This window comes from Paenibacillus sp. Soil787, from assembly GCF_001429545.1.
Classification (GTDB): domain Bacteria; phylum Bacillota; class Bacilli; order Paenibacillales; family NBRC-103111; genus Paenibacillus_E.
Genome location: NZ_LMSP01000023.1, coordinates 185,963 through 201,197 on the forward strand (window position 1 = coordinate 185,963; position 15,235 = coordinate 201,197).

General features: G+C 45.4%; 13 protein-coding genes. 3 read left to right on the top strand and 10 right to left on the bottom strand.

The window, feature by feature from the left end; translation table 11 throughout:
- Positions 1 to 120: 120 nt before the first annotated feature.
- The 5 genes from ASG93_RS35940 to ASG93_RS20395 all read right to left on the bottom strand — a co-directional run bounded on the left by ASG93_RS35940 (position 121) and on the right by ASG93_RS20395 (position 5,152).
- Positions 121 to 507: a hypothetical protein gene (locus ASG93_RS35940; protein WP_082614995.1), complete on the bottom strand. Its 387-nt coding sequence runs from the start codon at positions 505 to 507 to the stop codon at positions 121 to 123.
- Between the two features lie 125 nt (positions 508 to 632).
- Positions 633 to 950: a hypothetical protein gene (locus tag ASG93_RS20380; protein WP_056834663.1), complete on the bottom strand. Its 318-nt coding sequence runs from the start codon at positions 948 to 950 to the stop codon at positions 633 to 635.
- A complete protein-coding gene (locus ASG93_RS35760; protein WP_056834666.1) occupies positions 922 to 1,143 on the bottom strand; it encodes a hypothetical protein in 222 nt (73 codons plus the stop codon). Before ASG93_RS35760 ends, ASG93_RS20380 begins: the two co-directional genes overlap by 29 nt.
- A gap of 304 nt (positions 1,144 to 1,447) precedes the next feature.
- Complete coding sequence (locus tag ASG93_RS20390) at positions 1,448 to 3,343, bottom strand: PrkA family serine protein kinase (protein ID WP_047677213.1); 1,896 nt, start codon at positions 3,341 to 3,343, stop codon at positions 1,448 to 1,450.
- Positions 3,344 to 3,847: 504 nt separating this feature from the next.
- Positions 3,848 to 5,152, bottom strand: a complete 1,305-nt coding sequence (locus ASG93_RS20395; RefSeq protein WP_235550918.1) for a sn-glycerol-1-phosphate dehydrogenase — start codon at positions 5,150 to 5,152, stop codon at positions 3,848 to 3,850.
- Between the two features lie 148 nt (positions 5,153 to 5,300).
- Between ASG93_RS20395 and ASG93_RS20400 the strand changes: the two genes are divergently transcribed.
- Positions 5,301 to 6,047 carry a DUF2161 domain-containing phosphodiesterase gene (locus tag ASG93_RS20400; protein ID WP_056834669.1) on the top strand — a complete coding sequence of 249 codons (747 nt, stop codon included), beginning with the start codon at positions 5,301 to 5,303 and terminating at the stop codon, positions 6,045 to 6,047.
- On the opposite strand, the gene ASG93_RS20405 is transcribed toward ASG93_RS20400, so the two are convergent.
- The 5 genes from ASG93_RS20405 to ASG93_RS20425 form a co-directional block, all read right to left on the bottom strand.
- Positions 6,044 to 6,994, bottom strand: coding sequence for an NAD(P)/FAD-dependent oxidoreductase (locus tag ASG93_RS20405; RefSeq protein ID WP_056834671.1), 951 nt, complete (start codon positions 6,992 to 6,994; stop codon positions 6,044 to 6,046). The genes ASG93_RS20400 and ASG93_RS20405 overlap by 4 nt on opposite strands.
- 69 nt (positions 6,995 to 7,063) lie before the next feature.
- Positions 7,064 to 8,296 carry an MFS transporter gene (locus ASG93_RS20410; protein WP_056834673.1) on the bottom strand — a complete coding sequence of 411 codons (1,233 nt, stop codon included), beginning with the start codon at positions 8,294 to 8,296 and terminating at the stop codon, positions 7,064 to 7,066.
- Positions 8,297 to 8,397: 101 nt separating this feature from the next.
- The gene (locus ASG93_RS20415; RefSeq protein ID WP_056834674.1) at positions 8,398 to 9,717 is read right to left on the bottom strand and encodes an ABC transporter substrate-binding protein; all 1,320 of its coding nucleotides are present in this window, start codon (positions 9,715 to 9,717) and stop codon (positions 8,398 to 8,400) included.
- A 161-nt stretch (positions 9,718 to 9,878) separates the two neighbouring features.
- The gene (locus ASG93_RS20420) at positions 9,879 to 10,715 is read right to left on the bottom strand and encodes a carbohydrate ABC transporter permease (protein WP_056834676.1); all 837 of its coding nucleotides are present in this window, start codon (positions 10,713 to 10,715) and stop codon (positions 9,879 to 9,881) included.
- Entirely contained in the window at positions 10,715 to 11,599 is an 885-nt protein-coding gene (locus ASG93_RS20425) for a carbohydrate ABC transporter permease (protein ID WP_056834679.1), read from the bottom strand. The genes ASG93_RS20420 and ASG93_RS20425 overlap by 1 nt, the downstream gene beginning before the upstream one ends.
- Before the next feature lie 266 nt (positions 11,600 to 11,865).
- On the opposite strand from ASG93_RS20425, the gene ASG93_RS20430 reads away from it, so the two are divergent.
- Both ASG93_RS20430 and ASG93_RS20435 read left to right on the top strand, forming a co-directional pair.
- A complete protein-coding gene (locus ASG93_RS20430) occupies positions 11,866 to 13,584 on the top strand; it encodes a sensor histidine kinase (RefSeq protein WP_162262869.1) in 1,719 nt (572 codons plus the stop codon).
- Positions 13,581 to 15,209, top strand: a complete 1,629-nt coding sequence (locus tag ASG93_RS20435; protein ID WP_056834682.1) for a response regulator — start codon at positions 13,581 to 13,583, stop codon at positions 15,207 to 15,209. The genes ASG93_RS20430 and ASG93_RS20435 overlap by 4 nt, the downstream gene beginning before the upstream one ends.
- Positions 15,210 to 15,235 lie beyond the last annotated feature (26 nt).

The window sequence follows — 15,235 nt, forward strand, 5'->3', positions numbered from 1 at the left end:
AGGAGATCTCTCATGCCTCAGAAAACTTATACTTTCTTATAATTTTAACAAAATACCGAGAGACCTTCGGATAAGAAAGCATCTCGGTTCTTAAACCTTATCCTGTTGGAATTATATCGACTAAATACCTGGATAACCCGGGGAATATGGTGGATATGGATAAGTCTGGTATGGATATGGACATTGACATAGATAGTCCTGGTATGGATATGGACATGGACATGTTGGATATGGATATGGATAGTAAGGCTGTGTCGCATATAAATAAGGGGCTACAACGATCGGCAGCAGATTGTTCACTCCACCATGTCCAAAGTGATGAAACCCGCCATGCCCCGGGAAGCCATGATGACCAGGACCTCCGAATCCTGGCCCAACATGACTGGGGCCAATATGACCAGGACCGCCATGACCGGGACCGCCATGACCAGGACCGCCATGACCAGGTCCACCGCCGTGAGGTCCACCTACTGGTGGACGAAATTCTTGCTCTTCTGGTTTCGTCATCTTCTAGATCACTCACATTCCTGTATAGTTAATTGCCTACAATATTGTATGTGTGCAATTGCCTATTTGGTGACCACTTCTTCAAAAAATTAGCGTTAACTTTCATATGCTTTGTAACAATCTTATTACTTCCGGTCTTTCCAGATATCGCAAAGGCCAACGAAAAAAACAACAATTGTCGTGATCACTATAAAACGAATATCCCATGCATTCGGAAAATCATTCACCTGAGTACCCGAAGCACGGAGAACAAGAACAAACAAGAGCAGTACTAAATCAAAAAACATACAGTAGGCCATACGAGCTGAAAGCTTATGAAGCGGTAGTTTGTCCAACATCTTGCCGAATCCAAAGACGTCTGACCATCTTCCGGGTTCTTTGGATTTTTTCTGGGGGGAATTGTCCTCTTGTCGATCAGAGATCGGCTTTTGCTCGTTTTGCATCTTTCTTGCCAGCACCTTGCGTAGACTCATAGACATCTAACCACATCAGGATGGCTCCGACGAGGCTAAATCCCGCTATACATATTCCCCCCAAAGGAGTTAATAACCCCACCTCCCAAGTCATCACGAAAGCTAGAAAACTCACTACAAGTAAAAGAACTGCACCTGTCTTTTTCATTGAGTTGCCTATCATAATCTCTTGCACCTCCCTTATCGTAAGATCTTATAGTATATGAGAGATTGCTAGATTCGGTGATAGACGGTAGACGGTGCCCTTTACAAACAAGGATAAACGACTCCTTCGTCCTTCAGGGACGAGCGCGTTTGTCAAGGTAGATGCGAAGCAAAAGTATAAAACTTATACTTTACTCTCTGCCCTGAAAATTAAAAATTTTCATTCATCAGTGGTGCCGCAACGCGGCATGGAAGTCTTATCTAATGAAAAAAAAGGACCTGAGGGGTACCGCCTCAAGTCCGTTTCACTCCACTATGAAGTTTTATCTGTTCAGCAAGCTCCCTACATAACGCAGCAGCTCATTCGCACATACAGGGCAATATCCGTGCTCATCAATCAATTGTTTGGTCACATCATTAATTTTCTTCAACTGCTTTTCATCCGGTGTCTTCGTGGAAGTCGTTATTTTCACGATATCTTTCAAATCAGCGAAAAGCTTCTTCTCAATCGCTTCACGCAGCCGTTCGTGGCTGCTGTAATCGAATTTCCGGCCTTTACGGGAATAGGATGAAATGCGGATCAGAATTTCTTCTCGGAATGCTTTCTTCGCATTTTCAGAAATGCCGATTTGCTCTTCAATCGAGCGCATCAGCCGCTCATCTGGATCCATTTCCTCACCGGTTAGAGGATCCTTAATTTTCCCCCAATTACAGTAAGCTTCAATATTATCGAGATAGTTATCGAAAATAGTTTTGGCTGACTCTTCGAAGGAGTAAACGAACGCTTTCTGCACTTCTTTCTTAGCAATATCATCGTATTCCTTGCGCGCCACGGAAATGAAATTGAGGAACCGTTCACGCTCATCCTTCGTAATCGACGGATGCTGATCCAAACCATCCTTCAGGGCCCGCAGGACATCTAGCGCGTTAATGCACTGAAGATCTTGGCGAATCAATGCACTTGAAATGCGGTTAATGACATAACGCGGATCGATGCCGCTCATACCTTCTTCTTGGTATTCATTCTGCATTTCTTTGAGGTCCGCTTCCTTATAACCTTCCACAACTTCACCATCATACATGCGCATTTTCTTGACTAAATCCATCCCTTGCTTCTTCGTTTCTTTCAAACGGGTAAGAATGGAGAAAATCGCAGCAACCCGGAGCGCGTGCGGAGCAATATGAATGTGAGACATATCACTCTGTCCGATCAGCTTGTAGTAAATTTTTTCTTCATCCGAAACCCGAAGGTTATACGGAATTGGCATCACAATCATCCGCGACTGCAAAGCCTCATTTTTCTTGTTCGCAATAAAAGATTTATACTCGGTTTCATTCGTATGCGCAATGATCAGCTCATCGGCGCTAATGAGAGCGAATCGTCCTGCCTTAAAGTTGCCCTCTTGTGTGAGAGACAATAAGTTCCAAAGGAATTTCTCATCGCATTTCAGCATTTCCTGAAACTCCATGATCCCCCGGTTTGCCTTATTCAGCTCCCCGTCGAACCGATAGGCACGCGGATCGGATTCGGAACCAAACTCCGTGATGGTGGAGAAGTCTATGCTTCCCGTCAAATCGGCAATATCCTGTGATTTCGGATCGGATGGACTGAACGTACCGATTCCTACACGCGCTTCTTCTGAAACGAACACACGCTCAACATGAACATCTTCAATACAGCCGTTGTACTCGGTCTTTAAACGCATTTGACAGGAAGGACACAAGCTGCCTTCAATCTTTACGCCCAGCTCTCGCTCGATCTCGGGACGCAGCTCCATAGGGATAAGATGAAGCGGTTCCTCGTGCATCGGACACCCTTTAATCGCATAGACAGCCCCTAAGTCAGTTCTAGCAAATTGCTCCAGCCCTCTTTTCAGCATGGTCACAATGGTTGATTTACCACCGCTTACAGGACCCATCAGCAGTAATATCCGCTTACGAACATCCAATCGACGGGCAGCGGAATGGAAATATTCTTCCACCAGCTTCTCAATGGCCCGGTCCAAGCCGAAAATCTCTTTGTTGAAGAATTTGTAGGATTTGTGCCCGACTTGGTCATTGATTCCTTGCGATGCAATCATATCATAGACCCTTGAATGCGCTGTTCTCGCGAGTCCAGGATTTTTGCGAAGCAATTCTATGTACTCCGCGAACGTACCGGTCCAGCTCAATGAATCCTTCTCCGTACGATGCTCCGAAATTCTTTTGAATATGTCCATGGGTACCTCCTTTCACTGCTGCCTTTCTTAACTAGGTCAGCTCGTGATGGTGAATTGTGTACTACAATCCTATGCACTCATGGAAGATAACTTGCCCGAAATTTTTTTAACTGTAATGGATTTCTCGCTTTACAATTTTTGTTAACGTTATGGATTAGCAGTCGCGAATAAGCTGCTCGTCCTGCTGAATCGCAGATGATTATTTACTAAAATGTGCATAAGTTTTGCCCGCTTCAACGCTAAACTCCACAACTGAGTGCGTTCCATTGGAGTAAATCCAATAGAAGTCTGTCTCCGGACGATGAATCAGCCATTTGGTTGGATAAAATCCAATGGAATGACGATTTTCAGAGCTTGAGAGAGCATTGGATTGGATTTAGTCCAATGGAGCCAATGGAGTTGCAATTTTCGTCCTGAGAATCTAATCGGATGAGCAAAAAGGCTGCCTCCTCAAGTAAGTAGATCTATCTACTTGAGGGACAGCCTTATATAAAGATAAAGCGTCTACAGCAAACGCTGTAAACGTAGGATCGTGAATCGGTTGCGCACGAAAAGCGCATCCTGCAGGGACGCCTCCACCAGCTCCAGCTCCACACCGAGCTGCTCCGGCGTTACCGGTCCCTGCACGGCCTCGAGCCATGCGATGAGCTGCGATGGCAGCGGGACCGCTCGGGCGATGCCTTGCACATCGCCCCACTTCTCCGCGATGCGCGCCTTCAGCGCCTCCGCATCGACAGCCGTGCCATTCGCCGGGAAATTCTCGGCGATGACCTGCTCGGCCATGTCCCCATAGACCTGCCGGATGCGATCCGCATCCGCAAGGTCACTAGGGACATCGCCTTGCGCTAGGCGCGCATCGGCCTCGTCGGCCGTGAGCCCCTGCAGCGCCGCATAGCGCTGCGCCATGAGCACGGTCGCGACGCCGACCTTCGCGCCGTGCAGCAGCGCCCGGCGGCGCTGCTGCAGTAGCACCATCTCCCAGTAGTGGGAGAGATGGTGCTCAGCCCCGGAGGCCGGCCGCGAATGGCCGACCAAGAGCATGGAAAGGCCTGATAGAATCAGGCCTTCCATGAGCCGGAGCAAGCCGAGATCGGTGCGCTGCGCGATCTCGGCTAGATGAGCCGTGCAAAGCTCCACGGCTTCCAGCGTCAACCGAGCGCTCAGCTCGCAGTAGTGCTCGCCGAGGAGCACACGGCCAAGCGACCAGTCGGCCAGCGACGTGTGCTTGCCGAGCATATCGCCCAGGCCGGCCGCGATCATCGCCTGCGGCGCCTTCGCCAGCACTGCGAGGTCGGCGAAGATGGCCTCCGGCGCGCAGGCCGGGATCGTCTGCTTGAAGCCGCGGACGATGAGCGGCGCGCCCACTGACGCGAAGCCGTCCACCGACGGCGCCGTCGGCACAGACAAGAACGGCCGCTTCGTGCGATGCGCCACGAAGCGCACAATATCGTGGACGGTACCCGCGCCCACGGCAACCAACACCTCCGATGAAAGAGGCGTGTCCAGCATCACCTGGACAATCGCTTCTTCATCGGCCGCTACTTCCCCCATCGCGTTCTCACCAATCACGCTGAGGCTCACTTTCACCTGCGCGGCTTCCAGCAGCTCGCGCAGCTTCTCCCCAGCCGCTTGATACGTCCTCCCGTCCGCGACAAGCGTTACTCCCCCATAGCCGGCTTCTTTCACATACCCGGCTACCTGCGTCAGCGCATCCCGTTCAATAACAATGCGCCGAATCGGCACTTCGTGCCGCAACCCACAAGCGCAATCCAGACTCTTTCCCAACCAGGCATCCAATATCTCACTCATCCCACGCATCCTCCTCTGTCTACTGGCTCTACCGATCCGTCCCAACATGTACGTACAAGTGATTCTTCCCTATTCTAGCAAAAGCTATGCTATAATGGAACACATTCTGGCTGCAATTCTTGTAACTAGAGAGGAGATCATTAACCTCATGCCTATCCAAACAGAAACGGAGCTTTACGCTCCGATTAAACAATATTTCGAGCAGCGAGGATACACCGTCCGCGCCGAGATTAAGCATTGCGACTTAGTTGCCATACGCGGTGATGAGACGCCAATCATTGTCGAATTGAAAAAAAGCTTTAATATTCCGCTCCTCGTGCAAGGTATCGATCGCTTGCGGCTGACGGATCAGGTCTATGTCGCTTTCGAGCTTCCCAATAAAGGACGTGCGCCTCATCGACTGCAATGGGAAGAGATTCGACGTTTATGCCGCATGCTCGGTCTAGGCGTCCTGACCGTTCAATTTTTCAAACGCAAACAGCCCGCAGTTGATCTCGTCTGCGAGCCTACTCCCTATCTATTACGCCCGAATAAGCGAGCTGCCTTGAAAGTTGTCAATGAATTTCATGAACGCAGCGGGGACTACAACGTCGGAGGCAGCTCTCAGCAGAAGCTCATGACCGCCTACCGCGAGAAATCACTTCATTGCGCCTACCTAATGCGTCAGCATGGACCACTCAGTCCACGTCAGCTTCGCGAATTCACAAGCAATAAAGCCGTAAGCTCCCTGCTTCAGAAAAACTACTACCGTTGGTTCGTACGCCAAAGCCGCGGCATATATCATATTACTCCACTTGGGGAGCAGGCGTTAGCAGAGTATGCCCATGTTGTAACTGCTTTTCCAGGGGCGGAAACGTCCGACACGTCTACAATCCTAGCTACTATAAACCCTTAAGAGCGAACTACAACGCGATGTATGTTCGCTTTTTCCTTCAACATCAGCAGTGCTTTGTTCATCCAAATCGCCGCTTGAGCCCCTTCTCCCATGGCAATTGTCACTTGCTCAGCATGGACACCTACGTCCCCAGCTGCCCAGACGAACGGCACACTCGTCATTTTACTGCGAGGGTCCGTTACAATGTGGCGATTCTCCATTCGCTCCGCGCCTAGTTGCCGGGCCAAATCCGACTTCACTTCATTCCCGCCGAAAGCGATAAATCCACGATCCGCAGCGATTCGCTCCCCATTTGCCAAAACAATACCGCGAAATAAGCCACTCGCTTCAGCTATCACCTCATGAATATCTTCCGCGACATAGGTGATTCGCTTTTCCTTCAGCTTTGCTAATAGCTCGCTCTTCACAGTTTTCTGCTCATGATTCACATAGGTCAGCTTGTCCGTACGCGTACTTAGCGTCAAGGCCATTCCCGCTCCTGAATCACCAGAACCCATCACAATGGTCTGTTTGTTTTTAATCTCATAGCCATCACAATCTGGACAGACATAAACAGTCAACCCTAGACAATTTTTCAGATTAGGCAGCTCGGGAATACGGTCCAGAAGTCCTGTAGCCAAAAGTAAAGTTGGGGCTTCATATCCCTTACCCGACTTCCCCCATAGCTCAAATCCATCCCCAGGTTTACCTTTGTTTACAGCTTGAACGACTTCATCTTTAGCGAAAGTTACACCCAGCTTCTCAGCTTGAAGCTTCCCTAGTCGGCGAAGCTCTTCACCCGATACACCATCCGGCCACCCCAAAAGGTTATGATAGCTTTTACATAAGGTAGACCGGCCATAGCCGGCGTCTATAACAAGCACACGATGCTCATATCTCCCTAATTGAATGGCCGCTTGGAGTCCAGCAATACCTCCGCCAACAATCATGCTGTCATACTGCTCCATAACCGCACGTCCTCTTCTCCTGTCATCTACTCCCTAGGATATCCGAGTTAACGCGCTTTCATGCTCGGCTCATTGATTCTTAATCGACCATACAAGGGCAATTTGTGACATCGCTGCGATCATTAGAATCCATGGAATTAAGCCCCCATCCAAATCACTGCCAAATGAGATTAAACAAATAATGGAAATCACACGCCCAACATTTAAGAAAAATTCCCTAACAACAACACTTTCTACTTTCAATTGGCCTTTAAGCGGCAGCTTTGCAATGAGGCTATAATAATAGCCAGTCATTGTATTCCCTTGCAGCGGGGCGAAAATAGAGTGCAAAATCATGAAACTTACTACGGTCCATACATTTACACTTCCTAGTAAAAAGGATACGCCAATGAGATAGCCGAGTGTTGATAAGGCTAAATAAAGACGAGCTTTACTAGCGTTTGCGTATTTAGATATAAAAATGCCCATTACGATCGATAGACTTGAGTATAATACACCGAGATATCCGACAATATCTTCACGCGGCATCACTTTGAAAAGCAGAATATTCGGTAAGAAAAGCATTGTCCCTTGGAGCAAACCCATTCCCAAAAATCCAAACAGCGCTTTCAACCAGTCACGTTCTTTCTTCATTATAAGACCGGTCAGTTTCAAGTAATAAACGCGATGATGTCCACTTGAAGCTTTAATTTTCAATGAAATCAGCGCAGCGAGTAAGAACATACAGAACGCTATAGAGAAGACAATGGTATAGCCGCTAAGTCCTTCTTTTAAACGGATAATGAATCCGGCAAGCGCCGGTCCTGCTAAGGTTGCTGCTGTGAAAAAAATCATATTAAATGCCAGATATCGAATCCGGTTCTGATCGTTAGACACATCATACATCAATGTTAAATAACCTACCCAGTAAAAAGCACCGGCAAGTCCATTAAATATGGCAAATAGGATATAATATTCGACCAGCGTCTCCCCAGCTAGAATGACGCTCAAATAGAATAGACCTATGAGCATGATACCTAGTCTATAGGATACCATTCGGTCTTTCTTCTTAATCATGAGGCCGCCAAGGGCAAAGCCAATCGGTGTTAAGATGAAAACGATCATACTGTATGTACCGTTCACTACAACACTGTGCGTTAACCGCCATAAGTATAAGTTTAAGAAAACGCCCGACATGGAAGCGCCAAACTGAAAAATAGAATGAATAATTAATGAAATTACGGCCTCACGAGACAATTGCTTCTCACGCGGAAGTGAATTTCCTCTGCTATGCAGCCAAGACCTGATTCTGATTATCATCATAGACCTCCAGTCTTCTTTATTGTAACAGCCTATTCCTTATCTGTTAAATAGCAAAAAGCCTCAGCATTGGCGCTGAGGCTTTATTACCACCCATTATTGAGTTACTTCTTAAGGCTATCCCATGTTTTCTGGAATTCCTCAAGCATTTGATCCTTCGTATACTTCTTCGCAACATAACCTTGCATAATGTCGCCGAATTTTTTACTGGAAGCTTCGCCGCCTGGGAATTTAAACCAGTTCCAGCTAAGTGTTTTACCAGCTTTGCTGTAAGCGATAATGTCAGCTGCCAAAGGTCCTAGTACTTTCTCGTCAGCAGGAATGGATTTGAAGGCAGGAATGAATTTGAATTCTTCCGTAATGTATTTCTTACCGATATCGGAACTTACCATCCAGTTCAAGAATTTCTTCGCTTCGTCTTTCACAGCAGAGTTTTTGTTGATAACCCAGTTGTTTGGTACACCAACGAACAATTTGTCGTTCGCTGCAGCGTCATCGTTGATCGGCATTGGCAAGAATCCAATTTTGATGTTTGGATTTGTTTTGGTAATTTGAACTTGTGTCCAGTTACCTTGTTGTGTCATTGCTGCTTTACCTGTAGCAAAGTCCGTTACTTGCGTATTGTAATCGGTTTGAAGCGGATTTTTGTTACCATATTTCAACTGAAGATCAAATAGTTTAGTCCATTGGTCAAATACTTCGTTACCCGGAATTTTTGCTGTTCCTTTGTTCAAGCCATCAATGAAGGCATTTGGGTCCTTTTGGTAAGCAAAAGGAAGGTTTACGAAGTGGTTACCCAGTACCCACCACTCGCCATAGCCTGTTTCAAAAGGTGTAATTCCTTTTGCTTGAAGCTTTTTAGCTGCATCTTCCAATTGTGTAAGGGTTTTTGGTAATTCAGTAATACCAGCTTGAGCAAACAGGTCTTTGTTATACTGGAAACCATAGCCTTCAAGGTTCAACGGCTGTCCATATAGCTTACCGTTTTTCGTCATTGGCTCTTTCGCTACATCTACCAGATCTTTAACCCAAGGTTGATCGGAAAGATCCTCTAGATTATCAATCCATTTATCCATATCTGAGAAACCGCCGTTGTTGAATATATCCGGTTTGTCTCCTGAGTTAAACTTCGCAAGCAAAGCTGCGCCGTAGTCAGCACCGCCGCCTACTGTATCAACTTGAATTTTTACATTAGGATTTAGCTTTTGATATTCTTGAATTAATTTGCCAAGTTGATCGGCGATTTCTACTTTGAATTGGAACATTTTAATTGTAACTGGTTTACCGCCTGCAGCAGGTGCTGCTGTTGCCGCTCCACCCGTTGTTGCTGTTGGAGTTGGCGCTGTTTCTTTCTTCGCGCAGCCAGCAGCAACTAAAGATAGTGAAAGTACAGCCGCCATACTGATCATTGTTAATTTTTTCATTTAGGTAAAGCCTCCCTTTTAAGTTTCAATCAGCTTACCCTGATAACGTTTCGTTAGCTCGTCATCAGCTTACATGATTTATTGTAAACACTTACTTAAACCCTTAACACAGAGAATATTGAACATAAAGGTGGAAGATTTTGAACATATTTGCAAAACTGTTAACCTTTTACCGAACCTGCCGTAATGCCTTCAACAATATGTTTCTGCATCGCCAAGAAGAAAATAACGATCGGCAGGACGCCAAGTGTTAGACCAGCTAAGGCCAAATCCCATTGCTTCGTATATTGACCAAAGAAAGAGAAAGTTGCTAAAGGTATTGTTCTCAGCTCTGGACTATTTAACACGAGTGAAGGAAGCAAATAATCATTCCATATCCATAAACTGTTTAAGATAATGACTGTCGTAGACATCGGCTTTAACAGCGGGAAAACAATTCGCCAAAACACTCCATACGGCGAGCAGCCATCCACAGTGGCTGATTCTTCTATCTCCAGCGGAATGGATTTAATAAAACCATGAAATAAGAATACGTTCAGTGATACCCCGAATCCGAAATAACAGATAATCAAACCGAACTTGCTATCCATGAGTCCAACTTGACTTGCGACACGTATAAGCGGAATCATGATGGATTGAAACGGAATAACCATTGCAGCGACGAAAGCTATAAATACAAAATTGTTGAATTTACTTGCTTTGCGCACCATGCGATAAGCAGCCATGGAACTAATTAACACAAGCCCTATATTACTAAGCACTGTAATAAATAAAGAGTTCATAAAGGCACTTGGGAACTTCATGATGGTCCATACCTTCGTATAGTTGTCAAGATATAAGCTTGACGGAAGCTTCGCTGTGCTGGCGGCCAGCTCCGGAAATGTCTTAAGCGAGTTGACGATGACGAAGTAGAAAGGAACTAAGAATAAAAGTCCAACCAAGATGCCAAGCACCTCAAGTGTGAATAGTCGTCCTGAATATTTTTTGACGGATTCCATTAAACTTCAACCTCCTTGCGTTTCGTATACATGACTTGGATGGTCGAAATAATGGCCACTACAACGAAGAATACTAATGCTTTTGCTGTACCTAAACCATAGTTGTTATTGCGGAAAGCCTCTTGATAAATATTAATGGAAACAGATTCTGTTGAGTTGAACGGTCCACCTTTCGTCAAGGCAAAGTTCAGGTCAAACATCTTGAAGTTCCATGAAATGGTCAGGAACAAACATACGGTAACAGCCGGCATAATGAGAGGAACGATAATATTCTTAAGCACTTGTAGTCGTGTAGCACCATCAATATAAGCCGCTTCAACCATATCTTTGGGCACATTCGAAAGCGCCGCAATATAAATGATCATTAAGTAGCCCGAACCTTGCCATATACTAACAATAGCGATCGCCCAGAAAGCAGTAGGTGCATCACCTAACCAAGGCAATTGGAAAAAACTAAGATTCGTTAATTCACCTAAAGTTCCGAACCCTTTGACAAAAATAAACTGCCAAATGAAACCAAGCAGAAGTCCGCCAATCACGTTCGGCATGAAGAAAATTGTACGCAGTACATTTCTGGTTTTCAGTGCCTGAGTGAGCAAGAGTGCCAAGAGAAACCCGACAAGATTCGTGAGAATGACATCCGTCACGGTAATTCTTGTTGTAAACCAGAATGCGTTGCGGTAGTCCGTGTCATGAAAAAGAAGGTGTTTGAAATTGTCTAGGCCGTTGAACTTCACGGTTGTTGTCACACCATTCCACTCGGTAAATGAATAATAAATACTCATGAGAAAAGGAGTAACAACAATGAGCGCGAAAAAGATCAACGCTGGTCCGATGAACACCCATTGTTGGATAAGTCCTGTTAGCCCTTTGTTATTCTTCATGGGAATTTCCCCCTTACGGTTATCTAACTATACCCTAAGTATAAATCCCTTAATCTTGGCAAAACACAGATTCTCGTGATGCATTAGGTGGAATTTGTTGACCTCTCCTGCTACAATGTAGGGTGAAAACTTCTAATATGAAACCGAGTTGATGCCGCTTGTTCCGACATAGTATGCGTAATAAATTGATTCTATTTTTGCTTTTAGCCACCTTAATTCCATTCATTACTTCTATTGTCGTTTCCTATTTTTTCACGAAGCAAAAGGTGATTGAAGACACAATCGCGAGTAATGCGGTACTGATTTCACAAGGTAAGACGAATCTGCTGAACTACTTGAATGGTGTCCTTCAAGCATCCTCTACCATCTATACGGGAACGGGACCGCCGGTGTACGGACTTGGCCAAATATACGATATTTTGGAGCGGCAGCAAGAAATTGATTATATGAGTGACAAAGTTATATCGAGCGGACTGCAGGTCATGTCCCATTCCGTGAAAGAAATCAAGCAGGTTTATCTCTATGCAGGAGTCAGTAACCGTTCCTATCTTATGGTAAATAACAATTCGAAAAGCTCGAGTGGTAAATACGAGAATCTACCTTCTTTTCCCGAAAATAAGGATGTATATTTCGAAACGACCCATTCAAGTAGTAATTATGGCATTCATACCGTCTATTCTGCTCCAACACCTGTCCTATCTATGCACCGCAAACTCTTGTATTCACCCAATAACACAACCATTGGTGAACTCATTATTGATCTACAGCTCGATCTAATCTCAGAAATTTCCCAAAGCTTATACACGCATGATCAGGAGGAACTGTACATTCTGGATGAAGCAGGTTTCATTGTATTCGGTCCGGATATTTCGAAATGGGGACAGCTCCTAGAGGGAAGCTGGGGAAATGAAGCCATACACAGTAAACTCGATAAAGGGACCTACGAATGGAGCAAAGGCCCCTATGCGGGAATAAATGTGTATGAAAAAATGAAAACTGACTATGTCAGCTGGACGATCGTCAAGCGTCTTCCTTACGAGCAATTAACGAGAAATGCCAGACAATTGACGTTAATTAACTCCATGATTCTTACTCTATTTATGTTGATCGTTATTGCCGGAACCATTTATATCAGCATAAAATTTACGGCGCCTATTAAACAATTGATTCGTTACATCACCCGCATACAGTCTGGGCAGGTTCAACTAGGCCAATTGAACGTAGATATTGAACTGGCTCGAACGGATGAAATGGGGATCCTTGCCAACCGCTTTCATGGCCTTATGCAGGATTTAAATCAAATGGTCATGCGTGAGTATCGCCTTGAGCTTGCGAACAAGTCGAATCAGCTTATGGCACTTCAAGCGCAGATCAATCCGCATTTTTTGAATAACGCGCTCCAATCGATCGGAACACTAGCTTTGCAGCATGATGCACCAAAGGTCTATGCCTTGATTTCGTCCCTTGCCAAAATGATGCATTACAGCATGAACACGAATGAATCCGTCGTTCCTTTACGTAAAGAAATCGATCATATTAAAGCCTATCTCGAACTGCAAAAGCAGCGCTTCGAGCACCAATTCGAAATCATTTACGATATCGAAGAAAGCACGAAAGCCATCTCTGTACCCAAGATGATCCTGCAACCGCTTGTTGAAAACTATTTCAAACATGGCTTTAAACCGGGCTCAGCTACAGGCTTATTACGTATTCAAGCGATGAAAGATATCGTTCATGAGGATGAATTCTTGAAACTTATCGTCGAAGATAACGGAATTGGTATAACCGAGCAGCGGCTGTACGAAGTAAGAAACAGACTGAATGCCCCATCGATAACCGATGAAGCTTGTATTGGGCTTAGTAATGTACTGACCAGAGTACAATTGTACTTCACTGATGATGCATTTCTTGATGTAGAGCATGTTCAGCCCCAAGGTCTACGGATCATGATCCATATTCCTATGAAAAAGGGAGCACTTGAATGAAAGTATTACTTGTTGATGATGAGAAACATGTGCGCGATGCCATCCGCCTGCTTGTAAACTGGAAGCAGCACGGCATAGAAACGATATTAGAAGCTCAAGATGGCGAATCGGCCATCGAGATCGTAAGTCGTGAACATCCTGCGATTATTATGACCGATATGATGATGCCAATTATGAATGGCGTCAAATTGCTCGAGTGGCTGCATACGCATGCTCCTAACTCGAAGACAATCGTCATTAGCGGCCATGACGACTTCTCTCTGCTTCGCCATACGTTGAAGTATGGGGGAACGGACTATATATTGAAGCCTATTGATCCCGAGCAGTTAAATGAAGCGTTAGATAAAGCCATCCAGGCTTGGAATAAGGATGAGGAGCTGCGTCATACCAATCGAGAACTGAATATCGAAATGAACCAAATTAAGCCCATGTACTGGGACAAGCTGCTATCGAACTTAATTGCCGAACCCTCCGCTTATGATCAAACGGCCGAGCAGCTCGAGAAAGAGCTTCATTTATCTCGGACTGTTCGCGAATGTCGTGTCGCTATTTTATCTTTAGATACGATGGAACGCAGTGTGAAGAACAAGTTCAGTCATAATCTGGACTTGCTGCTTTTCTCGCTAATCAATATATGTAATGAATTCCTCGTTAACGATCAGCGCGGCTATGCTTTCCGCCATTGGAACAGTGATAACGAAATTGTATTGCTTCTATGGAAAGATCAATCTGGCTCTGAGTCATTTCTCGCAAAAATTAATGAAGGTATACGAACCGCACTTCATACCCGAGTGGATTTCGGTATTGGAAGCACACACAGCTTTCCAACGGATATGACTTTATCCTATCAGGAAGCCCGTAATGCCCTCAGACAGCGAAATCTCAAATCCAAGGAAACATGGATTCACAGTACATTGCAAACAGCCAAGACCGTTCAGCCTGCGCTTACTTTCAGCCAATATGAGGAACGGATTCAACTCGCTATTCGCAGCGGCAGCATTGACCAAATGCAAGAAACGGTTCAAGAATGGATGGACGCTGTCAAATTGAGCGAAGCCATTACACTTGAACAGCTCGACCATTGGTGGCGGGAGTACAGGGTGATGAAGCGCCGTTGGGTGCAGCAATTTTTCTCTAACATTAGTGAGGATCAGGTTAAACAGCTGCTCCTGGATGAGCCATCCAGTTTGATCGTTCCGCTGGATGAGCATGGGATTCTATCCCTTTCACTATGGCAGCAGGAACTCACTCGGAGTATTGTTCACTTGTCCAAGCTGCTTCTTGAAAGTCAGCAGAAGGACAAGAGCGTAATTTTTGAAATCGCCGAGTTCCTTGAGAAGCACTATCACGAAGATGTGTCGCTTCAGGATATCGCGAATCGCTTCTACCTCAGCCGCGAGTACATCTCACGGAAATTCAAACAAGAATTCGAGGTAAACCTTTCTGACTATTTAGGTCAAATTCGCATGAGTAAAGCAAAAGTCCTGCTGCGCAACCCACATCTTCGGATTTCACAAGTAGCTGAAATGGTCGGTTATCAGGACGAGAAATATTTCAGCAAAGTTTTCAAAAAACTAGAGGGGCTTACCCCCAATGAATATCGAAAAACAGCGAATTCTATCTAAAATTCTGTAAAAAATATGGAATATGT